Source organism: Microbacterium sp. Cr-K20, from assembly GCF_000708325.1.
Taxonomy (GTDB): domain Bacteria; phylum Actinomycetota; class Actinomycetes; order Actinomycetales; family Microbacteriaceae; genus Microbacterium.
Map to the genome: position 1 here is coordinate 45,504 of NZ_JARE01000070.1, position 21,354 is coordinate 66,857.

Consider the following 21,354-nt stretch of genomic DNA (forward strand, 5'->3'; position numbering starts at 1 on the left):
GTCCATCGTTCGATGCCAGGCCAGTAGATATCCGCAGTATGACACCGCGCAGATAAGGGCTCAAGCGCTTCCGAGAGGACGAAGGTCTAGACCGAGGGCGACCTCCGTCGAAGAGCGAGCAACGAGAGGAGAGACGGCACGGCTGCCCCGAAGAAGAGCGCCAGCCCGACGCCGAGAAGTGTCTCCAGTGCCCGCTCGAGGAAGCGTGCTCCGGGCTGCTCCGTGGAGTTCACCAGGATGAAGGTCAGGGCGATGAACGTCGTGAAGCCCGGGGCCACATACCAGCGGCTCCCCTGGGTCGCACACAGGGCACCGACGACGACGCCGGCGACGAGGCCGATGACGAGATCTCCCGGCGCGAGGACTGCGAAAGCGGCGGCGGCGAAAGCGCCGACGAGCACCGAGATCGCCCGGCCGATGCTGCGCGATATGAGCTGCCCGCGCACAGGACGCATCACCAGCAGCACCGCTGCCGTCGCCCAGCCGACGTGCTGCAGATCGAGGAGGAAGCCCACAGCGGCGGCGATCGCAGCCGCGGCACCGAGAAGGAGCCCGTAGACCAGCATCGCCCGACCTCGCGGCACAGGAGCTGCGGGCGGCGGCGGGCCATCTCGCTCCGGCCAGAGCAGGGAGACGAGCCACGCGTACAGCGATCCCGCCACCATACTTCCCGCGAGCCCGACGGCTGCCGATGACCAGGGGAAGCTCAGACCGATGCCGATCATCGGCAGGACGAGGATCAGAACGAGCTGCGCCAGGCGCCCATGCACCGCATTGATGCACGCGAGCACGGCCGCGCCGAAAACCGCGACGACGGCGACGGCGGGCACGGTGGCGAGCAGCGAACCCACGAGCAGCCCGATCGCACTGAGACCTCCGACGAGGAGGATGACCGCGCGACCGCGTCGCCGAGGCGGAAGCCGGAACGCCGCCGCGGGAAGAACACCGACGGCGAGAGCGAGACCGAGCGTCGGGCTGAAGGGAGCGACGACCATCGCGGGCAGGGCGAAAGCGATACCGAGACCGAACCTCGCCCACTGCCAGGTCAGGCCGGCCTGGTCATCCACCCCGACCGCCTCCCGCCGCCGCTGGGCGATGGGCGGTGGCGGCCGCCTCCATCCCCTCCCGCACGGTGTCGTGCACGCGACCGGCCGCGCGCAGCGCCGTGAACCACGGCGTGCGTCCGGCGACAGCGGCGGCCGGTTCAGGGAGCGCGGCCAGGTGAAGCTCCGTGTCGCGCTGCGCGAGCTCCCGGTCGAGGTTCTCGAGCGCCTCGAGCACGGTGATGGTCATGACCTCCTGCTGCCTCATCCCGAGCACGAGAGCCGCGACCTCCTCTTCCTCGCCGTCGACGATCTCGAGAAGCCTGCGCTCGTTGACCAGCGCATTCGCGGTGTACAGCCCGCGCTCCAGGTGGATGCCGAGCACGCCGGCGATCCTTCCCACCACGCGGATCCTCGGGACGTTCACTTCGCGCAGCACGAGGATCAGCGTCACCACGACACCGACGGCGACGGCCGACAACAATCCCGCGGTGAGCCCGATGATCGCGACCGACAGCGCGATCCAGAAGTCGACGCGGCTGATCCGAGCCCACCGCACCAGCTCCGGGACGTTGATGAGCCCCGCGACCGCGACGAAGACCATGGCGGCCAGGGTGGCCTCGGGCATGAGGCTGAGGACAGGGCCGAGGAACAGGGCGACCAGGACGGCGAGCACGACCGTGACGACCGTCGCCAGCTGGGATCGCGCCCCGGCACTCTGGTTCACCGCGCTCTGCGAGAAACCACCCGCCGCGGGCATGGTGCCGAAGAACGAGCCGACGGTGTTCGCCGCACCGGTGGCGAAGAGTTCCTGGTTGCTGTCGATCTGTGGTTCGTCCGCGGTGCGCAGGCTTCGGGCGACGGCTGCGGACTCGAGAAAAGCCATGACGGCGATCGCGAGGGCACCGGGAACGAGCGCGGTGACCTGCGCCAGGTCGGGCAATCCGGGAACGGGCAGTCCGCTCGGCACAGCGGCGATGAGACTCACTCCGAGTCGGTCGATCCCGCCGAGCCAGACCAGGAGGATCCCGCCGACCACGACGACGAGTGTCCCCGGGACCTTCGGCGCCCAGCGCTTCAGCACCACCAGCAGCACCACCGAGCCTGCCGACAGCGCGACCGTCGGCCAGTTGACGCTGCCGAACGCCTCTCCGACGGCGGCCAACGATCGGAAGAACCCGTGCCCCGAGAAGTTGTAGGTCTCCCCCAGCAGCTTCGGCAGCTGACCGACGGCCACCGTGGCGCCGACGCCGATCTTGAGTCCGAGCACCGTGGCCCCGCTGATGTTCTCGACGAGGGAGCCGAGTCGGCCGACCCGGGCGAGAAGCAGGATGATTCCGACCAGCAGCGTGAGCATCATCAGGGAGCCGATCGCGTCCTCCGCGCCGGCTGCGACCCCGGCGGAGACGAGGGTCGTCGCCGTGAGCGTCGCGATCGTCGAGGTCGTCGAGACGCTCATCGCCCGGCTGCCTCCGAGGGCGGCGTAGACCACCATCGGCACGATGCACGTGTACAGCCCCACCTGGACGGGAAGGTTCGCGATCGTCGCGTACGCCATCGCCTGCGGGATCACCACGGCACCGGCCGAGAGTCCGGCGACCACGTCCCGCACGACCCATCTGGTCTGGTAACCCGCGAGCGTGCTGAACAGCCAGGACGGTCTGGTCACTGCATCCTCCTGCCTCCGTGTGGTCGTCCGGCCGAGCGTACTGCGGTCGGGACTCACCATGAACCGCATCTCACCCTGCAGGGGTGGCCCTTCGCCAAGCGGGCCACCCGCTTTAAGTTGTGCACAATTTACTTGCGTGCAATACTCATGGCATGGCCATGACCGACGAGATGGTGTGCTTCTCGCTGTATTCCGCATCACGCGCGACCACGCAGGCGTACCGCACACTTCTGGCGCCCTGGGGGCTCACCTATCCGCAGTATCTCGTGCTGGCCGCACTGTGGCTCGAAGGAGAGCAGACCATCGGCTCGCTCGGTGCGGTGATGCGACTCGACTCCGGCACGCTCTCGCCCCTCGTGCGTCGTCTGGAACAGGCGGGACTCGTCACCCGAGTCCGAGGCGGCGCCGACGAACGGGTCGTGACCGTACAGCTCACCGAGCGTGGACAGGCACTTCGCACCGAGGTCGCCCCGATCCACACCGCGGTCGCCGAAGCCGCCGGGCTGAGCGACGACGATCGTCGGCGCGAGCTCATCGCCGAACTGCACGACATCACCGAGCGGCTCCAGCTCCTCACCGTGAGTCTCTCCGCGCCCGCCCCGGCGGACGCCACTCACTGAACCCCTCCACCCGAAAAGGAAGTCCCATGCGCGCACTCATCCACCCGACGTTCGGCGATCCCGAGCAGGTCCTCCGAATCGAAGACCGCCCCCTGCCCGAGCCCGGCGCCGGCCAGGTTCGTCTTCGGACGGTCCTCTCCCCCATCCACAACCACGATCTGTGGACCGTCCGCGGCACGTACGGCTTCAAGCCCGACCTCCCCGCGGCTTCGGGCACCGAGGCGGTCGGCATCGTCGACGCTCTCGGTGCGGGCGTCGATCACCTCGCCGTCGGCCAGCGCGTCGCGACGGGCGGCACGTTCGGCGCATGGTCGGAGTACTTCCTCGCGAACGCCGCAGGTCTGATCCCCGTGCCCGACGCCCTCTCGGACGAGGACGCAGCGCAGCTGGTCTCCATGCCGTTCAGCACGATCACCCTGCTGCGATTCCTCGACGTGCAGCCGGGCGAGTGGATCGTGCAGAATGCGGCCAACGGCGCGGTGGGCCGCATGCTCGCCCAGCTCGGCGCCGCCCGCGGCGTCAACGTCCTCGGACTCGTCCGTCGCACCGCCGGCATCGAGGAGCTCCGGACCCAGGGCATCGAAGGTGTCATCGCCACGGACCAGGACGACTGGCGGGATCAGGTCGCGCACATCACCGGCGGCGCACCGATCGTCGCGGGCGTCGACTCCGTCGGCGGGTCTTCGGCGGGCGACGTGCTGTCGCTCCTTGCCGAGGGCGGCACGCTCGTGGCATTCGGAGCCATGGACTCCCCCACGATGGAGATCGCCTCGTCCGACGTCATCTTCAAGCAGGCGACGGTGAAGGGCTTCTGGGGCAGCAAGGTCATGCCCAGCCTCGACCCCGGCACACGCGGCGAGCTGTTCGGCGAACTGGTCCAGCGGGTCACCGACGGCACCCTGACCCTTCCGGTCGCAGGCATCTTCGACGCCGCCGACATCGGCGCGGCCGTGCAGGCGAGCAACACCGCCGGGCGCATCGGAAAGGTGCTGCTGCGCTTCTGATCCGCATCTCGACATCGGGGTTCCGCACGTCGGAGCCCCGGTGCAGAGTGTGGGCATGGAGATCACACTCGCCAACCCCGAAGGGCTCGTCGTCAGTCCCGCATTCAGCCACGTCGCCGTCGTGCGGCCGGGGCCGCGGGTGCCACGTCCCGACTGCCGGCTCAGATCCTCCCTCGGACCGGCGTCCGCTCCGCGGTGTCGCCCTCGTCGGGCATCGTCATCTCCGCGCGCACGCCCAGGAGACGCACCTCCCGCTCAGTGTCGAGGGTCTTGGCAAGCGCGAGGGCGGCCGCCAAGAACTCCTCCGGATCGGTCGTCGGTGCAGAGAGCTTGCGCCCGAGCGTCTTCGTCTCGAACGGCGCGTACCGCACCTTGAGATGCACGCGGACGACGGGTCTTCCTTCGGCGGCGCAGTCGTCGAAGGTCTGAACGGCGAGTTCCCGGACAGCGGCGGTGACCTGCGCGGTCGTCGTGAGGTTCTGCTGGTAGGTCGTCTCACGACTGTGGCTGCGCGCCACCCACGGCGTGTCGTCGACGACACTCGGCCCCTGGCCCGAGCCGAGCCCGTGATACCAGACCCCCATCCGCGGACCGAACTCCGCGACCAGCATCTCCTCATCGGCGTCGGCGAGTTCACGGACGGTCGTGATCCCGTGCGCCGCCAGTCGCTTCTGCACCTTGGAGCCGACGCCCCACAGGTTGCGGGTGGGCTTGTCGCCCATCACCTCGAACCAGTTCTCGGCCGTCAGCCGGAAGATCCCCCGCGGCTTTCCGAACTCGGTCGCGATCTTGGCACGCACCTTGTTGTCCCCGATGCCGACGGAGCAGTGCAGCTCAGTCGCGGCCCGCACAGCCGCCTGTGCAGCGGAGGCGATCCGCTCCGGGTCCTCCGTCGTCACACCGAGGAAGCACTCATCCCATCCGATGACCTCGAGCACCACGTCGGGCAGCGATCGGAGCGCGGCCATCACCTCGCCGGAGGCGACCGCATAAGCTTCCTGATCCACAGGCAGGAAGACGGCGTTCTCCGGGGCTTTGCGTGCCGCGATCTTGAGCGGCATCCCCGAACCGATGCCGTGCGCGCGCGCTTCGTAGGATGCGGTCGACACGACAGCGCGCTCCGTGGGGTCACCACGTCCGCCCACGATCACCGGGAGCCCGGCGAGCTCCGGTCTGCGCAGCACCTCGACCGCGGCGATGAACTGATCCATGTCCACGTGCAGCACCCAGTCGGCCATGCAACGAGTGTGGCGGCTGGAAGCGCGCGTGTCACCCCGCTCCGGGCTCCCGGTCGGTCGGCGATCAGCCGATCGCGACGCCGATCGCGGTGACGACCAGGGCGAGCAGGGGAAGCGTCCCCTGCATCAGTGCGGCACGCGCCTTCGCGCGGTCCGAGAGGATGAGCACCAATGCGGCGGCGAGCATCATCGCAGTGCCGGCGAAAACCAGGGTCAGTCCGACGGTGGCCGAACCGACGATCACGAGGCCGATACCGAGCAGGGTCGTGAGTGCGAGGAAGAGGTTGTAGAAGCCCTGGTTGAAGGCCAGCTGCTTCATCGTGACGGCATCCGCCTCGCTGGCGACGCCGAAGATCTTCCTCGTCTCCGGCTCGGTCCACCGCAGCGACTCGAGCGCGAAGATGAAGACGTGGAACGCAGCGGCGGCTGCGGCGAGGACGAGACCGACGATGAGCATGTGCTGATTCTGTCAGACCAGGAAGATCGGCAGCAGCCCGGGGTTGTGCGCATGCACGAGCACCGCGAACACCACGGCGTCGAACAGCAGGTGCACGGTGACGACGTAGGCGAGCGAGTGGGTGCGCAGGAAGATGTAGCCCTGCAGCAGCGCGAACGGGATCGTCAGCAGCGGACCCCATTCGCGGTAGCCCAGCTCCCAGAGGAACGAGACGAACACGATCGCCTGCAGCAGGTTCGCGACCAGGTTCGGGAAGTGACGCCGCAGCAGCGCGAACACCGTGCAGATGAAGAACAGCTCGTCCCAGATGCCCACGGCGCCGACTCCGACGAAGAGCCGGGCGATGAGCTCGGGCGTGTCGACGACCGGCCAGTTCTGGTAGACGCCGCTGGTGATGAAGTAGAAGGGCAGGATCAACCACCCCAGGATCAGCACCGCCACCAGCCATCCCCACTGCAGACGACCCCATCGACGGTGCGTGCGCCACGGGAAGCTGATGGCGCGGTCGCGGTAGACGAACCGGGAGATGACGTAGGGCACCGCGACCGCACCGCCCAGCGCGAGCGTGAAACGCAGCATCGCCAGGTTGTCGAGTTCGGCGGCGAGCGGGATGACGCTGACGATCAGCAGGCCGACGGCGATCAGGGAGAGGTCCCTGGTGAGCGAGGGCGGCCGATGCACGCCGATCACCTTCGCGGTCTCCCGCCGTGCACCCATGCTCACGACCTGGTCCTCAGCCGGCCGGCCGCGTTCGAGCAGCCAGGCGACCAGGATCCCCAGGGCGAGCAGCGCCCAGCCCAGCCACGGGATCTCCAGCACGAAGAACGCCGGAGCAGCGGCACAGACGAGTAACGCCGGCACGAAGGCGAGGCGCAGCGTCGTCTCCCGCCGGACCTCGGTCACGGGCGCGCCCGGCGCCGGTAGACCAGATCGCGGATGTCGCGCCCCTTCGCGATGCCCTTGCGCTCGAACGCGGTCATCACCCGGCCGTCGAAGCGCTCGGCCCACTCCCCGTCGAACGCGCGCTCGAACAGCGGTTCAGCGTCGAGCACCTCGCGCATCTGCAGGGCGTAGTCCTCCCAGTCGGTCGCGAGACGCAGCAGGCCGCCGTCTTTCAGCGCCCTCGCCGCGGTGTCGCCGAATCCCGGCCGCACCAGACGCCGCTTGGTGTGCTTCTTCTTGTGCCACGGGTCGGGGAAGAAGATCCACACCTCGCGTGCCGCAGCCTCGGGAAGGTACGACGAGAGAACCTCGGGTGCGTTCGCCTCGACGACGCGGACGTTTCGGGCACCCTCCCTGTCGGCATCGAGCATCGTCCGGGCGAGGCCGGCACGGAAGACCTCGACGGCGAGGAAGTCGTCATCGGGACGGGAGGAGGCCGCCGCGACGATCGCGTGCCCCTGACCGGAGCCGATTTCCACGTAGAGGTCGGCGGCACGGCCGTACTCCGTCGCCGGATCGAGGCGGGCCTCCGGATGCACCGAGGTCCAGGCGACGTCGCGCGGGACGTCGAGCAGGTAGTGCGGGCCGAGCTCGGTGAAGGCGCGCTCCTGCGCCTCGGACATCCGGCCGCTGCGGCGTACGAACGACACCGGCTCGTCTCGGAAGGTACGGGGTTCGGGCATGATTCCAGGGTAGTCGTCGGCGCCCCGCGCTCCCTGCGTCCGTCGGGGAGGCGTCAGCCCGCCGGGGCCGTGACGAAGTCGATGAGCTCCTCCACACGGCCGAGCAGCGCAGGCTCCAGGTCCCGATAGGTGGTCACCTTCGAGAGGATGTGCTGCCACGCGCGGGCAATGTCGGCCTGTGTCTCATGGGGCCACCCGAAGGCCCGGCAGATCCCGACCTTCCACTCGATCCCGCGCGGGATCTCCGGCCACTTCGCGATGCCCAGGGCGCGCGGGGTGACGCACTGCCAGACGTCGATGAAGGGGTGCCCCACGATGCGGAGGTGCCGGCCGTGCGGGCCGCGCGCGATGGCCTGCGCGATCCTGGTCTCCTTGGAACCGGGCACGAGGTGGTCGACGAGCACGCCGTATCGGCGGGTGGCGCTGGGCGGCTCGGCGGTCAGCAGATCGTCGAGCAGATCGACGCCCTGCAGGAACTCGACGACCACGCCCTCGACACGCAGATCGGCGCCCCAGACCTTCTCCACCAGCTCGGCATCGTGCCTGCCCTCGACGAGGATGCGACTGGGCAGCGCGACGCGTGCGCGCTGATCCGCGACGACGAACGATCCGGATGCGGTGCGCCGCGGACCCTGTTCCTTCGCCGCCGGCACGACGAGCCGCACCGGTGCACCGTCGATGAGGAACCCGCCACCGAGGGGGAACAGGCGTCGACGGCCGACGCGATCCTCCAGCTCGACGTTGCCGCCCTGAACGCGAGTGACCGCGCCGCAGAAGCCGTCGTCGGCGACCTCGACGACCAGATCCGCCTCCGCCGCGACCTGCGGCACCTTCTTCGCGCCGCGGTCGCGCCAGCCTGTCGCCAGCACATCCGAACCGTACATGTCGTCCATGCCTTCCAGCGTATGTGCCTCCGCTGAGGGCGAACGGCGAACCCGCCGCTGGTGCTGTCGCGTGTCGGGCTCTGTGCATAGACTCATGGCATGGGGCTCGGCTGCCGGTCGGAGGGAACACGATGACGAAACGGTGGCTCACGCTGGCCGCACTCGCGCTGGCCGCCGTGGCAGGAGCGTTCACCGCGTCCGCCGCATCCGCCACCGATCCGCTCCCCCTCGATTCCGGATACGTCACCGACCAGGCCGACGTGCTCAGCGCCGATGAAGAAGCCACTGTCGAGGCCCGGCTCGAGGAGCTGACCGCCAACTCGAACGCCGATCTGTTCGTCGTGCTGGTGGACGACTTCACCAACCCGAGCGACAACGTGCAGTGGGCCGACACCGTCGCCGACAGCAACAACCTCGGCAGCGAGCAGTATCTCCTCGCGATCGCGGTGGACGGCCGCAGCTACTACATCTCGGCGGCGCCCGACGGGCCGGTGAGCTTCGACCAGCTCGACGCCATCGAAGACAAGATGGTCCCGCTCGCCGCCGACGGCGACTGGGTCGGGGCGATCACTCTCGCCGCCGATGAGATCCAGGGAGACGGAGGTGCCGGAGCGCTCCGCGTCACCCTCATCGTCGTCGCGATCATCGTCGCCGCTCTGCTCATCTGGCTCATCGTCGCGCTCGTCCGACGCGCGCGGCGCAAGGCCGAGATCCGCCGACGCGGCGCGATGCCGGAGACACCCGACCCCGCTGATCCGTTCTCCACCCTCACCGACGAGCAGGTCGAGACGCAGGCCGGGCTCGCACTCGTGCAGGCCGATGACGCCATCACCTCCAGCAAGGAGGAGCTCGGCTTCGCGGTCGCACAGTTCGGTGAGGGCGCCACCGAGGAGTTCACCCGCGTCGTCGACGCGGCGAAGGCCAAGATCGCTGAGGCCTTCGACCTCAAGCAGAAGCTCGACGACGAGATCGAGGACACGATCCACGACCGCCGGGCCTGGCACATCCGCATCATCCGGATCGCCGAAGAGATCGACGATGTGCTCGACGACAACACCGAGGCCTTCGACGCCCTTCGCAAGCTCGAGCAGAATGCGCCGCAGGAACTCGAGAGGGTCCGAGGCGAACGCGCGGCGCTGAACCCGGTCCTCGCCTCCGCCTCCCCGGCTCTGTCCGCGCTGTCGGCGACGTATGACCCGGCAGCCCTGAGCACGGTCGCGGACAACCCCGCGCAGGCACAGGAGCGCGCCGACCTGGCCGACCGCTCGATCGAGGCGGCCGCCCAGGCGATCGCGGCCGGCCGATCCGGCGAAGCCGCCTTCGCGATCCGCACCGCCGAGCAGTCGGTCGCACAGGCCGCACAGCTCGCCCAGGCGGTCTCGACCTTGGGCGCCGAGCTGGCCGCCATCGAGACACAGTCGCAGGCGCTGGTCACGGAACTACAGGCCGACCTCGCCGCGGCACAGCAGCTGCCGGATACGACCGGTGCGATCGCGGCGGCCTCTTCCGCGACCGCACAGCAGCTCCAACTGGCGCAGGCCGACCTCGCCAGCACGAAGCGCAATCCGCAGCGGGTGCTCGAGGCGCTGAGTGCCGCGAACGCCGAGATCGATGCGGCCATCGCCCAGGGCCGAGAAGGCGTCGAGCGCTCGCGCCGCGTGCAGCAGATGCTCGAGCAGACCCTCGCGCAGGCGAATTCCGAGATCCGTGCAGCGCGCGAGTTCATCGAGACCCGACGCGGCACGGTCGGCTCGACCGCACGAACCCGGCTCGCCAACGCCGAGGCCAGTCTCACCCAGGCGTTGAACCTGCGCGCCACCGACCCCGAGGCGTCTCTGGCCGAGGCCAACCGCGCACTCGCCCTCGCCGGCCAGGCCACTGCCGCCGCCCAGTCCGACGTCCAGGCGTACAACCCGCCCGGGTACGACAGCGGCGGGGGCAGCCCGTTCGGCGGATCCAATTCCTCGTCCGGCGGTTCCGGAATCGGCGGCGACATCCTCGGCGGCATCATCGGCGGACTCCTCGCCGGTGGTGGCGGCGGGTCGTCCCGCCGCAGCAGCAGCGGCTGGCGCTCCTCCGGGGGCGGTGGTTTCCGTAGCTCCGGTTTCGGCGGCGGGGGATCCCGCGGCGGTGGAGGCCGCAGCGGTCGGTCCGGAGGTAGACGCTTCTGATCCGCCACACAGACATTTACGCCAAGCTCTCGAAGACGCCCTCTGAAAGGAACCACGCATGACCAAGCAGTCCATCTTCGGACGTATCTCGACCCTCGTCCGCGCGAACATCAACTCCCTCCTGGACTCCGCGGAAGACCCGCAGAAGATGATCGACCAGCTCGTTCGCGACTACACGAACAGCATCGCCGACGCCGAGTCCGCGATCGCCGAGACCATCGGCAACCTGCGACTCCTCGAGCGTGACCACGAGGAAGATGTCCAGGCCGCGACCGAGTGGGGCAACAAGGCCCTCGCCGCCAGCCGCAAGGCTGACGAGATGCGCAAGAGCGGCGACGCCACCGATGCCGACAAGTTCGACAACCTCGCCAAGATCGCGCTGCAGCGCCAGATCAGCGCCGAGCGCGAGGCGACCGGTGCCGAGCCGCAGATCGCGGCACAGACCGAGATCGTCGACAAGCTCAAGAGCGGCCTCAACGGCATGAAGGACAAGCTCGTCGAGCTCAAGAACAAGCGCAGCGAGCTTCTCGCGCGCGCCAAGGTCGCCGAGGCGCAGACCAAGGTGCAGGACGCTGTCGGCTCGATCAACGTGCTCGACCCCACCAGCGAGCTGGGCCGGTTCGAAGACAAGGTCCGTCGCCAGGAGGCCATCGCTCAGGGCAAGATCGAGCTCGCGGCGTCCAGCCTCGACGCGCAGTTCGAGAGCCTGGAAGACCTCGGCGAGCTGACCGAGGTCGAGGCGCGTCTCGCCGAGCTCAAGGCCGGCGGCAGCGCTCCCCGCCAGGCCATCGAAGGCAACTGACACCACCACCGGGTGTCCCGGGCCGTGCGCCCGGGACATCCGCGCTCTTCTTCTCGGAGGCACCCATGGTGCGATTCCTCGTCATCCCGCAGTGGCAGGGTTCCCCCGCACCGCGCGCGATGCTCCTCGTCGACGGTGCCGCAGCCATCGCCGGAGACCTTCCTCGGGCAGCCACGACCGTGCTGGAGGTGCCGGTCGAGGCGGGTGAATCCCTCGGCACCGGGGTGCGCCGCCTGAGCGCGCTGCTGCGCACACGCGAGCTCACCCACGGGCACATCGACTCGGATACGGTCGTGATCGGCGGCGACTGCAGCATCACCGTCGCCGCGATCGATGCGCTCCCGGGCGGCACCGACGATCTCGCCGTCGTGTGGTGCGACGCCCACGCCGACCTCCACACGCCCGATACCTCTCCCTCCGGAGCCTTCTCCGGAATGGCGTTGCGCGCCCTGCTCGGCGAGGGCGAGGAGCAGCTCGTCCTCTCCCCCGCGATCCGCGCCGACCGGGTGGTAACCGTGGGCGTGCGCAATCTCGACGACGCCGAGGTCGCCCCCCTCGAGGGTCTGACGAACCTCTCGGTCGACGACCTCGAACGACCCGATGCGCTGCTCGACGCGGTCAGAGCGACCGGGGCATCACGGGTCTGGGTCCACATCGACGTGGATGTGCTCGACCCCTCCGACTTCGCCGGTGTCTCCTCCTCCGTGCCGTTCGGGCTCTCCCCCGCAGCGCTGAGCACTGCCATCCGCGCGCTGCGCACCGAGATCCCACTGGCCGGCGCGACGATCGCCGGATTCGCCCCGCGAACGCCGGCCGATGCGGTCGACGACCTCGGAGCACTGCTCCGGTTGGTCGGAGCCGTGGCGTGAACCCGGCTGCGGACTGGCGTCCTGCCGCCGACGAGGCGCTGGCCCGCGGGCGTCGCCTCGACCGTCGGATCCCCGCGTTCCTGCTGCGTTCGCCGATCAGTCGCCTCGGCTATGCCTGGGGCACGGCTGTCGGGTGGCTCTGGGGTTCGCTGTGGAGCACCGGCCCCGTCGAGAGGCGGGCCGGGCTGTGGATCTTCCGGGGCATGCCGAGCTGGACCTTCAACCGTGGGGGCGTGTGCGTCGGCGGGTGCTTCCTCACCGGTGACGCCCGCCCGAGCGATGCCGTCCTGCGTCACGAGGCCGTGCACAAGGAGCAGTGGCTCCGCTACGGCTTCCTGATGCCGGTGCTCTATCTGTTCGCCGGCCGGGATCCGCTGCGCAACCGCTTCGAGATCGAGGCGGGGCTGGAAGACGGCAACTACGTGCGCCGGTCGCGCTGACGCCGCGCTCGCGTGGTCAGCGGTCGGCGGGCAGCAGGCCGAAGCGCTCGGGGGTGCGGATGAGTGCGGGCGAGACCTGCAGCGCGCTCGTCAGGTGCTCGACGATGTCGGCGGTGCCCAGGTAGCCACCGAGCAGCGTGACGCGCGTCTCGATCTCGTCGTCGCACATCATCTCGTCGGCCCACGCGCAGGTCGCGCGTGCCAGGGCCTGACCGGGGGCGCAGGCGCGGCCACTGCCGGGAGCACCGGAACGCTGCTCGCGCGCGAGCCACGTGACGGTCATCCGTCCCGGAGCCTCGATCACGCCGATATCGGCGACCGTGGGCACCTCGATGAAGATGCGGCCGGAGGCGCACAGCGGCAGCGTCGTCAGGAAGACCTCGAGCTCGGTGAGGGACTGTTCGTCCGCCGTCACCAGGTGGTGCGCGCGCTGACGTGCCGCGCGGCGTGCTGCGCGCGTGCTGCGAGTCTCGAACGAGGTGTTCATGATGCTCTCATGGTACACCAAGTGAAGGCTTGCCTTACCTTGCTTCCTCGGGCCGGGCGCGGTCCCGATGCGCACTACTCGGTCGGCTCGACGAGGGCGGCGGTCAGCGCGGAGAGCTCCGCCTCGGTCATCCCGTTGGCCCGCAGGTAACCCGCGGCGGAACCCCAGCGCTCATCGACCTGCTCCAGCAGACTCCGCATCACCGAAGCGGGCGACTGCGTCGCGAGGGCCACCGCATGCACCGCCTCGGGGTGCTCGGCGCGGAGATACGCGGCGATGCGCCGCGAACGCTCAGCCGGCAGCTGCGACTCCGTGAGTGCGTAGTCGGCGATCACGGCCTCACGATCGGCGCCGACGGCGGAGAGGGCGAGGGCCACCGTGACCCCCGTGCGGTCCTTGCCGACCGTGCAGTGCACCAGGGTGGGCGCCCCTGCTGCGATGATGCGGATGGCCTCGACCAGGCGCTCCCCACTCTCCTCCAGCAGATGCAGGTAGAGATCGTCGAGGCTCGTGTCGGCTTCGAAGAACGACCGGACCGAGCCCAGGAACAGCGGGAGGTGCGTGGTGTCCGGTCCCTCGATCTCGGTGGGCTCCGCCGCCACCTCCTCGCCGTCGCGGAGGTCGACGATGTGCTGCACCGTCGCACGGAGCACGGCCGCTCCGTTCGTCGTGGCGCCCGAAAGCTGACCCGACCGCAGCAGCACGCCCGCCCGGATGCGGCCGCCAGACGTCGGGATGCCGCCGACATCGCGGACGTTGGTGACCCCGTCGACGTCGAGGATCATCACGCCTGCGCCTGCGGAGTCCGGGCGGGAACCGGATAGCGTCCGGCGATCACGACGCGGTTGAACGCGTTGATGGAGACGCACGCCCAGCTGAGCGCCGCGTACTCCTTCTCTGTGAAGACGCTGCCGACCAGGTCGTACACCTCGTCGGAGACTCCGTCCTCGGAGATGAAGGTGAACGCCTCGGCGAGCTCGAGGGCCGCGCGCTCGCGCTCGCTGAACACGCCACTCTCGCGCCAGGTCGGGATCTGGGTGAGCGTGTCGGTGTCGATGCCGGCGGCGACGGCGCGGTCGACGTGGATGCGGGCGCAGTATGCGCACCCGTTGAGCTGCGAGCAGTGGATCATGACGATCTCCTTGAGGCGATCGTCGATGCCGTTCGCCGCGCAGATCTGCCCGACGGTCTTCGAGAACGCATCGAGCGCCTGATACGCGGTCGGCTCGGTCTTGGACAGGTGCACACGCGTCTCACTCATGACTCCATGATATTCGGCGCTCGCCCTCGCGGTCGTGGCTCGCGTCGACGACGAAGAATGCACAACGCCACACCAAAGGGCGCTATGCGCGACATAAAGCCAAGCGATTCCGGGTTTTCGCTTGTCGCATTGCTCCAGCATTTCTCCTGCATCATCGCGGAGGAGCAGAATATCCACGTGGCGATCGACATCAGCGAGTTCAGCTATCTTCCCGCACAGGCCGAAGCGCTCGGCGTTCCGCTCCCGGAAGTGGAGCGCCTCACCCTCCCCCTCGCCGATGGACGCTCGGTGAGCGCTCTGCGGTTCGGTGGGGCGGAGCCGCAGGTCACACTGCTGCACGGCGCGGGCCTGAACGCGCACACGTGGGACACCACCTCCCTCGCGCTCCAGCGTCCGCTGCTCGCCATCGACCTGGCCGGCCACGGCGACTCCTCCTGGCGGGACGACGTCGACTACACGCCGCGCACCCTCGCACGCGATGTCGCAGAGGCCCTCGACGCCTGGACCTCACAGCCGCAGGTCGTCGTCGGACAGTCGCTCGGCGGACTCACCGGCGCCGCCCTCGCCGCTTCCCGACCCGATCTGGTCTCCGAGCTCGTGATCGTCGACATCACCCCCGGCATCGACGTCACCGCCGGACCGGCCGCGCTGCGCGAGTTCTACGCCGGCCCCACGGACTTCGCCTCCAGGGACGAACTCGTCGACAAGGCGATGTCGCTCGGCTTCGGCGGCAGCCGCCCCGAGACCGAGCGCGGTGTCTTCCTCAACACCCGCGTGCGGCCCGATGGACGGGTGGAGTGGAAGCACCACTTCGCACACCTCGCCGCACAGGCCCTCGCCGCGCACGATCCGGGTTCGCCCACCGCACCCTCGGTCCTGCACGAGACCGGGTGGGACGACCTGTCCGGGGTGAGCGCCCCGATCACCCTGGTGCGCGCCGCCCGCGGGTTCGTCAGCGAGGCCGATGCCGCAGACTTCCAGCGGCGTGTCCCCGCAGCCCGCGTCGTGAGTCTGGACGCGACGCACAACGTCCAGGAAACCGCACCGGTCGAGCTGGCCGCCCTCATCGCCGCCGCATCCACCGTTCGCGGAATATGACCTTCCGTTCCACACCCGACCCGCACCCTGCCACGCAACTCTAGGCTCGACACAACGGCACACAGCAACTGCCGCACCGAGAGGAAACGCCCATGTTCCGACGCACCCGACGCCTCGCGCTGATCTCCGCGCTCGCGGCCACCGCCGTCATACTCAGCGCCTGCGCCGGCTCCCCTGCGCCCAGCCCTTCCGAGAGCGCCGGCGAGCCCGACCCCGACGCGACCCTGCACGTCGGACTGGTCCTCGAACCGACCAACCTCGACATCCGGCACACCAGCGGCGCAGCTCTCGAGCAGATCCTCATCGACAACATCTACGAGGGCCTCGTCACGCGCACGCAGGACAACGAGATCGAAGGGCGACTCGCCACGGACTACGAGGTCTCCGACGACGGGCTGACCTACACCTTCACCCTCGGCGAAGGCATCCTCTTCCACGACGGCACCGCGCTCACCTCCGCCGATGTCGTCTCCTCGTACGAGACCGTGCGCACGGACGCCACCGTGCAGGGGAACGCCGATTTCGCAGCGGTCTCGTCGATCACGGCGACGGATGCCACCACGGTGCAGATCGTGCTCACCGAACCGAACCAGAACTTCCTGTTCGCCCTGACGGGTCCGGCGGGGCTGGTCTTCAAGACCGGCGACACCACCGACCTGAAGTCGGCCGAGAACGGCACCGGACCGTTCACACTGACCCGCTGGAACAAGGGCAGCACCATCACCTTCGCCCGCAACGACGAGTACTGGGGAGACCCGGCCGGTGTCGCGCAGGTCGAGTTCCAGTACATCCCGGACTTCACGGCGGGCGTCAACGCCGCACTCGCCGGCGACGTCGAGGTGCTCACCGCCGTCGATCCCAACCTCGCGCCGCAGCTCGAGGACTCCGGAGAGTTCGCGCTGACGAAGGGCCGCACCACCGACAAGGCCACGCTGGCGTTCAACAACAAGAAGGCGCCGCTCGACGACGTCCGCGTGCGCGAGGCACTCCGCCTGGCCATCGACCACGATGCCCTCATCGAGGCGGTCGGCGCGGGCACGACGCTGTTCGGCCCGATCCCCGAGCTCGACCCGGGCTACGAAGACCTGTCGGACGTGATCTCGTACGACCCCGAGAAGGCCAAGGACCTGCTCGCCGAAGCCGGCCAGGAAGACCTGGAGCTCACCCTCACAATCCCCGCGTTCTACGGGACGACGGTGCCCAAGGTGCTGATCTCCGACTTCAAGAAGGTCGGCGTCGCCCTCGACGTCAACTCGGTCGAGTTCCCGACCTGGCTCGAAGACGTGTACACGAACAAGGACTACGACCTCAGCTTCGTGCTGCACGTCGAGCCGCGCGACTTCGGCAACTTCGCCAACCCCGACTACTACTTCGGCTACGACAACGCGGAGGTGCAGGACCTGTACTCGAAGGCCCTCGCCGAGGTGGACCCCGACAAGTCCGCCGAGCTGCTCGCGCAGGCCGCCCGCATCGTGTCGGAGGACCACGCCGCGGATTGGCTGTACAACGGCGAGACCATCACGGCCGTGGCTCCGATCGTCACTGGGTTCCCCGAGGACTCGATCAACTCCCGGATCAACCTCGCCGGTGTGACCGTCTCCGCTGAGAAGTAGCGAGCGGTCACCCGTTCGTGATCCGCTACGCACTCGTCCGAGGAGCCCTGCTCATCGCAGGGCTCCTCGTGTCGAGCGTGCTCATCTTCCTCACCCTCCGGGTCTTCCCGGGAGATGTCGCTCAGCTGATCGCCGGCACGCAGGCCTCCCCCGCCGAGGTCGACGCGCTCCGGGAGTCGCTCGGGCTGAACCAGCCGCTGCTCGCGCAGTACACCGACTGGATCGGCGGCATCTTCCGGGGCGACCTCGGCACCTCGCTGCTCTCTGGCGCCTCGGTGGGCGAGGAACTGCTGCTCAAGGCCCAGGTCACCGTGCCCCTCGGCATCATGTCGCTGCTCATCGCCGTGCTCATCGCGGTGCCGTTCGGGATCCTCGCCGCCCTCCTGCGCGGCCGCCGCACCGGCACCGCCCTCAGCGTCGGCGCCCAGACGCTGGCCGCCGTGCCCGTCGTGTGGGCCGGCATGATGCTCATCGTCGTGTTCTCGGTCTGGCTCGGCTGGCTCCCGCCGCAGGGGTTCCCCCGCACCGGCTGGTCGACGCCCGGGCGTGCGATCGAGTCGCTGCTCCTCCCCGCGCTGACGATCGGCGTGGTCGAGGGAGCCATGCTCATGCGCTTCGTGCGCAGCGCGACCCTGCAGGCCGCCGGACAGGACTTCGTCCGGACAGCCGCAGCGAAAGGGCTGACCCGCACGCGCGCGCTCATCCAGCACGGGATCCCGGCCGTGGGGCTCTCGATCATCACGGTGCTCGGACTCCAGGTGGCCGGGATCATCGTCGGATCCGTCATCATCGAGCAGCTGTTCACCCTCCCCGGGATCGGACGGATGCTGGTCGCCGACGTCGGCACCCGCGACCTCATCAAGGTGCAGAGCGAGCTCCTCGTGCTCACCGGCTTCGTGCTGGTCGTGGGCTTCGTCGTCGACCTGCTGCACCGCGCCATCGATCCTCGACAGCGGGAGGCCGCATGACGCCGCGCTGGCTCGGCCGACTCTGGGCCACCCCGACGGGGCGCTTCGGCATCATCGTCGTCGTCGTGATCGCCCTGACCGCGATCGTGGCGCTGTTCTGGACCCCGTTCGACCCGCAGGCGTCGGACATCGGCGACCGCTGGCTGCCCCCGAGCTGGCCGCACCTGCTCGGCACCGACGACACCGGCCGCGACATCCTGAGCCTGCTGATGGCGGGCGCGCGCACGACCGTCTTCGTCAGCGTCGGCGCGGGAATCGTGGCCACGCTCGTCGGCATCGCCCTTGCCGCCCTCGGCGCCCTCACGGCTCGGTGGATGCGTGAGGCCGTCGCGGTGCTCGTCGACATCCTGATCGCCTTCCCCGTGCTGCTGATCGCCATGATGATCTCGTCGGTCTGGGGCGGGTCGCTCTGGGTCGTGGTCTGGTCCGTGGGGATCGGCTTCGGCGTGAACATCGCCCGTGTCACCCGACCTGAGCTGCGCCGGGTGCAGCAGAGCGACTTCGTGCTCGCCGCCCGCGCCGCAGGTCTCACGCCGACGCAGAGCCTCGTGCGGCACCTGCTTCCGAACGTCGCCCCGGTCTTCATCGTGCAGCTCTCCTGGTCGATGGCCGTCGCTGTGCTCGCCGAGGCCGGCCTGTCGTACCTCGGATTCGGCGCGTCGGTGGTCGAGCCGAGCTGGGGCCTCCTGCTCGCCGATCTCCAGCGCTACATCGGCGTGCATCCGCTGTCGGTGATCTGGCCCGGGCTCGCGATCACGATCACCGTGCTCGCACTCAACCTCCTCGGAGACGGGCTCCGCGAAGCGACCGATCCGACCCTGCGGCACCGCGCCGCCGAGGTCCACACCCCGGGAGTGGTCGCATGAGCCTGGTAGTGCAGGACCTGGTGATCGAGATCGACGGGCGCCGCGTCGTCGACGGGATCTCGTTCGAGGTACCCGACGGTGCGCGACTCGGGCTGATCGGCGAATCGGGGTCGGGAAAGTCGCTCACCGCCCTCGCGGTCCTCGGGCTGCTCCCCGACGGCGCGACGGCCAGCGGCAGCATCCGCTGGAACGGCATCGAGCTGATCGGGATGCCGGATCGGGAGCTCGCGAAGCTCCGCGGGGACGACATCGGCATCGTGTTCCAGGAGCCCCGCACGGCACTCAACCCCATCCGGACGGCGGGCCGGCAGATCGCGGAGTCCATCCGCATCCACGAGGGACTCGGTCGTCGGGAAGCCCGGGAACGCGCGATCGCGGAAGCGGCACGCGTACGGCTCCCCGATCCCGAGTCGATCGTGGACCGGTACCCGCACCAGCTCTCGGGCGGGCAGCGGCAGCGCGTCGCGATCGCCATGGCACTCGCCTGCCGTCCGCGGCTGCTCATCGCCGACGAGCCGACCACGGCACTCGACGTCACGATCCAGGCAGAGATCCTCTCCCTGCTGCTCGCGCTCGTCGCCGACGAGGGGATGTCGCTCGTGTTCATCACGCACGACCTCGCCGTGCTCGCGCAGGTCGCGACCGAGGGCGTGGTGCTCGAGCACGGACGCGTCGTCGAAGCGGCCCCCGTCTCGACGCTGCTGTCGACTCCTGCCTCGCCGGTCACCCAGGGCCTGCTGCGGGACGCCACCGCGACTCTCTGGCGGCCGAACGGTGGTGCCGCATGAGCCTGATCGAAACACGGGGACTGCGCCGCGACTTCGTCGTCCCGAAGCGAACCGCATTCGAACGAACGCGCACGCAGACGGCGCTGGCGGCGACCGACCTCGATGTCGTCGAGGGGTCTTCGTTGGGGATCATCGGCGAGTCGGGGTCGGGAAAGTCCACGCTGGTCCGACTGATCCTCGGTCTCGACCGCCCCACGTCCGGGACCGTGTCGATCGACGGACGCCCCGTCGATGCTGCGGCATCCGCGAAGTCGCTGCACTGGCTGCGGCGCGAGACCGGGCTGGTCTTCCAGGATCCGTATGCCTCGCTCGACCCGCGCATGACCGCCGGTCAGATCGTGCGAGAGCCGCTGTGGGCGCTCGGCATCGAGGGAGACCACCGGGCGCGAGTACGCGAAGTGCTCGCCCAGGTCGGGCTCGAGCCCGAGATGGGCGACCGCTATCCGCACGAGTTCTCGGGCGGCCAGCGACAGCGGATCGCGCTCGCGCGGGCGATCGTGCATCGCCCCCGAATCCTCGTCGGCGACGAGCCGCTCTCCGCCCTCGACGTGACGGTGCGCGCGCAGATCCTCGACCTGCTGATCGAGCTCCGCCGCACGACCGACCTCACGCTGCTGCTGGTGTCGCACGACATCGGCGTGGTCCAGAACCTGTGCGACGCGGTCGTCGTGATGAAGGACGGCCACATCGTCGAGCGGGGTTCGGCTCAGGATGTGCTGCTGCACCCCACGGAGGACTACACGAAGACGCTGCTCGCGGCGATCCCGGTGATCCCGGGCGCTCCCCCTCGCCCCTCCAGCGACTGAGCTGCCGCGGATTCTTCGGGTCGTCAGCGCGAACCGAAGAGCCTCCGCCGGCGTCCGGTGGGCTTGAGCACACGCCGCATGTACACCGTGCCGAGGTCGCGGCCGAACTTGTAGCCGACCCGCCCCATGCGACCGGCTTCGACGAACCCCAGCTTCTCGTGCAGCCGGATCGACGCCTCCGCGCCGCTGTCGCTGATCACCGCGACCATCTCGCGCAGACCGATCTGCTCGCAGGCGTCGATGAGCGCCTGCAGCAGGGCCGCGCCGAGTCCCTTCCCGCCCGCGCCCGGCCCGAGGTAGATCGAGTCCTCGACGGTGTACTTGTAGGCGTTCTTGCCGGCCCAGGGCTGCGCGAGCGCGTATCCCATGACCACGCCGGCCGGCGAGACCGCCACGAGGAACGGCAGTTCCAGGCGAGTGAGCAGCGCGTACTTGTCACGCCAGTACGGGATGCTGCTGCGCCGCTCGTCGAGCGTCACAGCCGAGTTGCTCACGAAATGGTTGTAGATCTCGCGGACGTGAGGCAGGTCAGCCGGACGCGCTGCACGGATCGTGTACGAGAAGACCTCGGGCGCGACCTCGGGGCGGAGGTGGCGCGGGAGGACACGGCGGCGATCCCCCGGTTCGAACTGCATGCGCTCAGCC

Annotated in this window: 23 protein-coding genes; 12 read left to right on the forward strand and 11 right to left on the reverse strand. The window is 69.4% G+C overall.

The window, feature by feature from the left end; genetic code table 11:
• Positions 1–86: 86 nt before the first annotated feature.
• Entirely contained in the window at positions 87–1,067 is a 981-nt protein-coding gene (locus tag GZ67_RS0117095) for an FUSC family protein (RefSeq protein ID WP_231481856.1), read from the reverse strand.
• The gene (locus GZ67_RS0117100; protein ID WP_231481857.1) at positions 1,060–2,712 is read right to left on the reverse strand and encodes a SulP family inorganic anion transporter; all 1,653 of its coding nucleotides are present in this window, start codon (positions 2,710–2,712) and stop codon (positions 1,060–1,062) included. The genes GZ67_RS0117095 and GZ67_RS0117100 overlap by 8 nt, the downstream gene beginning before the upstream one ends.
• A gap of 152 nt (positions 2,713–2,864) precedes the next feature.
• Between GZ67_RS0117100 and GZ67_RS0117105 the strand changes: the two genes are divergently transcribed.
• Both GZ67_RS0117105 and GZ67_RS0117110 read left to right on the forward strand, forming a co-directional pair.
• Positions 2,865–3,332 (forward strand): MarR family winged helix-turn-helix transcriptional regulator, encoded by a 468-nt coding sequence (locus tag GZ67_RS0117105; RefSeq protein WP_029261903.1) that lies wholly within the window; start codon positions 2,865–2,867, stop codon positions 3,330–3,332.
• A 26-nt stretch (positions 3,333–3,358) separates the two neighbouring features.
• On the forward strand, positions 3,359–4,336 hold the full coding sequence (locus GZ67_RS0117110; RefSeq protein WP_029261904.1) for a zinc-binding dehydrogenase: 978 nt from the start codon (positions 3,359–3,361) through the stop codon (positions 4,334–4,336).
• Positions 4,337–4,497: 161 nt separating this feature from the next.
• On the opposite strand, the gene GZ67_RS0117115 is transcribed toward GZ67_RS0117110, so the two are convergent.
• The 5 genes from GZ67_RS0117115 to GZ67_RS0117135 all read right to left on the reverse strand — a co-directional run bounded on the left by GZ67_RS0117115 (position 4,498) and on the right by GZ67_RS0117135 (position 8,549).
• Positions 4,498–5,574 (reverse strand): DNA polymerase IV, encoded by a 1,077-nt coding sequence (locus tag GZ67_RS0117115; RefSeq protein WP_029261905.1) that lies wholly within the window; start codon positions 5,572–5,574, stop codon positions 4,498–4,500.
• A 64-nt stretch (positions 5,575–5,638) separates the two neighbouring features.
• The gene (locus GZ67_RS0117120; RefSeq protein WP_029261906.1) at positions 5,639–6,031 is read right to left on the reverse strand and encodes a DUF1304 domain-containing protein; all 393 of its coding nucleotides are present in this window, start codon (positions 6,029–6,031) and stop codon (positions 5,639–5,641) included.
• Between the two features lie 12 nt (positions 6,032–6,043).
• Entirely contained in the window at positions 6,044–6,934 is an 891-nt protein-coding gene (locus GZ67_RS0117125; protein ID WP_029261907.1) for a CPBP family intramembrane glutamic endopeptidase, read from the reverse strand.
• Entirely contained in the window at positions 6,931–7,656 is a 726-nt protein-coding gene (gene trmB, locus GZ67_RS0117130; RefSeq protein WP_029261908.1) for a tRNA (guanosine(46)-N7)-methyltransferase TrmB, read from the reverse strand. The genes GZ67_RS0117125 and trmB overlap by 4 nt, the downstream gene beginning before the upstream one ends.
• Positions 7,657–7,709: 53 nt before the next feature.
• On the reverse strand, positions 7,710–8,549 hold the full coding sequence (locus GZ67_RS0117135) for a DUF3097 domain-containing protein (RefSeq protein ID WP_029261909.1): 840 nt from the start codon (positions 8,547–8,549) through the stop codon (positions 7,710–7,712).
• 122 nt (positions 8,550–8,671) lie between these two features.
• Between GZ67_RS0117135 and GZ67_RS0117140 the strand changes: the two genes are divergently transcribed.
• From GZ67_RS0117140 to GZ67_RS0117155, 4 genes are all read left to right on the forward strand, one after another.
• Positions 8,672–10,711 (forward strand): TPM domain-containing protein, encoded by a 2,040-nt coding sequence (locus GZ67_RS0117140; RefSeq protein ID WP_029261910.1) that lies wholly within the window; start codon positions 8,672–8,674, stop codon positions 10,709–10,711.
• Between the two features lie 58 nt (positions 10,712–10,769).
• Positions 10,770–11,513, forward strand: a complete 744-nt coding sequence (locus tag GZ67_RS0117145; protein WP_029261911.1) for a PspA/IM30 family protein — start codon at positions 10,770–10,772, stop codon at positions 11,511–11,513.
• Between the two features lie 65 nt (positions 11,514–11,578).
• A complete protein-coding gene (locus GZ67_RS0117150; protein WP_029261912.1) occupies positions 11,579–12,382 on the forward strand; it encodes an arginase family protein in 804 nt (267 codons plus the stop codon).
• Complete coding sequence (locus tag GZ67_RS0117155; protein ID WP_029261913.1) at positions 12,379–12,822, forward strand: hypothetical protein; 444 nt, start codon at positions 12,379–12,381, stop codon at positions 12,820–12,822. The genes GZ67_RS0117150 and GZ67_RS0117155 overlap by 4 nt, the downstream gene beginning before the upstream one ends.
• Positions 12,823–12,838: 16 nt before the next feature.
• On the opposite strand, the gene GZ67_RS0117160 is transcribed toward GZ67_RS0117155, so the two are convergent.
• The 3 genes from GZ67_RS0117160 to GZ67_RS0117170 form a co-directional block, all read right to left on the reverse strand.
• Positions 12,839–13,309 (reverse strand): SIP domain-containing protein, encoded by a 471-nt coding sequence (locus GZ67_RS0117160; RefSeq protein WP_029261914.1) that lies wholly within the window; start codon positions 13,307–13,309, stop codon positions 12,839–12,841.
• A gap of 74 nt (positions 13,310–13,383) precedes the next feature.
• Positions 13,384–14,094 (reverse strand): tyrosine-protein phosphatase, encoded by a 711-nt coding sequence (locus GZ67_RS0117165; protein WP_029261915.1) that lies wholly within the window; start codon positions 14,092–14,094, stop codon positions 13,384–13,386.
• Positions 14,094–14,570, reverse strand: a complete 477-nt coding sequence (locus GZ67_RS0117170; RefSeq protein WP_029261916.1) for a carboxymuconolactone decarboxylase family protein — start codon at positions 14,568–14,570, stop codon at positions 14,094–14,096. The genes GZ67_RS0117165 and GZ67_RS0117170 overlap by 1 nt, the downstream gene beginning before the upstream one ends.
• A 171-nt stretch (positions 14,571–14,741) precedes the next feature.
• Between GZ67_RS0117170 and GZ67_RS0117175 the strand changes: the two genes are divergently transcribed.
• The 6 genes from GZ67_RS0117175 to GZ67_RS0117200 all read left to right on the forward strand — a co-directional run bounded on the left by GZ67_RS0117175 (position 14,742) and on the right by GZ67_RS0117200 (position 20,709).
• Positions 14,742–15,668, forward strand: a complete 927-nt coding sequence (locus tag GZ67_RS0117175) for an alpha/beta fold hydrolase (RefSeq protein ID WP_029261917.1) — start codon at positions 14,742–14,744, stop codon at positions 15,666–15,668.
• A 92-nt stretch (positions 15,669–15,760) separates the two neighbouring features.
• Entirely contained in the window at positions 15,761–17,281 is a 1,521-nt protein-coding gene (locus GZ67_RS0117180; protein WP_029261918.1) for an ABC transporter substrate-binding protein, read from the forward strand.
• 17 nt (positions 17,282–17,298) lie between these two features.
• Positions 17,299–18,249 (forward strand): ABC transporter permease, encoded by a 951-nt coding sequence (locus tag GZ67_RS0117185; RefSeq protein WP_029261919.1) that lies wholly within the window; start codon positions 17,299–17,301, stop codon positions 18,247–18,249.
• Positions 18,246–19,115, forward strand: coding sequence for an ABC transporter permease (locus tag GZ67_RS0117190; RefSeq protein WP_029261920.1), 870 nt, complete (start codon positions 18,246–18,248; stop codon positions 19,113–19,115). Before GZ67_RS0117185 ends, GZ67_RS0117190 begins: the two co-directional genes overlap by 4 nt.
• A complete protein-coding gene (locus GZ67_RS0117195; RefSeq protein WP_029261921.1) occupies positions 19,112–19,903 on the forward strand; it encodes an ATP-binding cassette domain-containing protein in 792 nt (263 codons plus the stop codon). Before GZ67_RS0117190 ends, GZ67_RS0117195 begins: the two co-directional genes overlap by 4 nt.
• Positions 19,900–20,709 (forward strand): ABC transporter ATP-binding protein, encoded by an 810-nt coding sequence (locus GZ67_RS0117200; protein ID WP_029261922.1) that lies wholly within the window; start codon positions 19,900–19,902, stop codon positions 20,707–20,709. Before GZ67_RS0117195 ends, GZ67_RS0117200 begins: the two co-directional genes overlap by 4 nt.
• A gap of 23 nt (positions 20,710–20,732) precedes the next feature.
• Here the strand turns inward: GZ67_RS0117200 and GZ67_RS0117205 are convergent, their stop codons facing one another.
• On the reverse strand, positions 20,733–21,344 hold the full coding sequence (locus tag GZ67_RS0117205; protein WP_029261923.1) for a GNAT family N-acetyltransferase: 612 nt from the start codon (positions 21,342–21,344) through the stop codon (positions 20,733–20,735).
• Positions 21,345–21,354 lie beyond the last annotated feature (10 nt).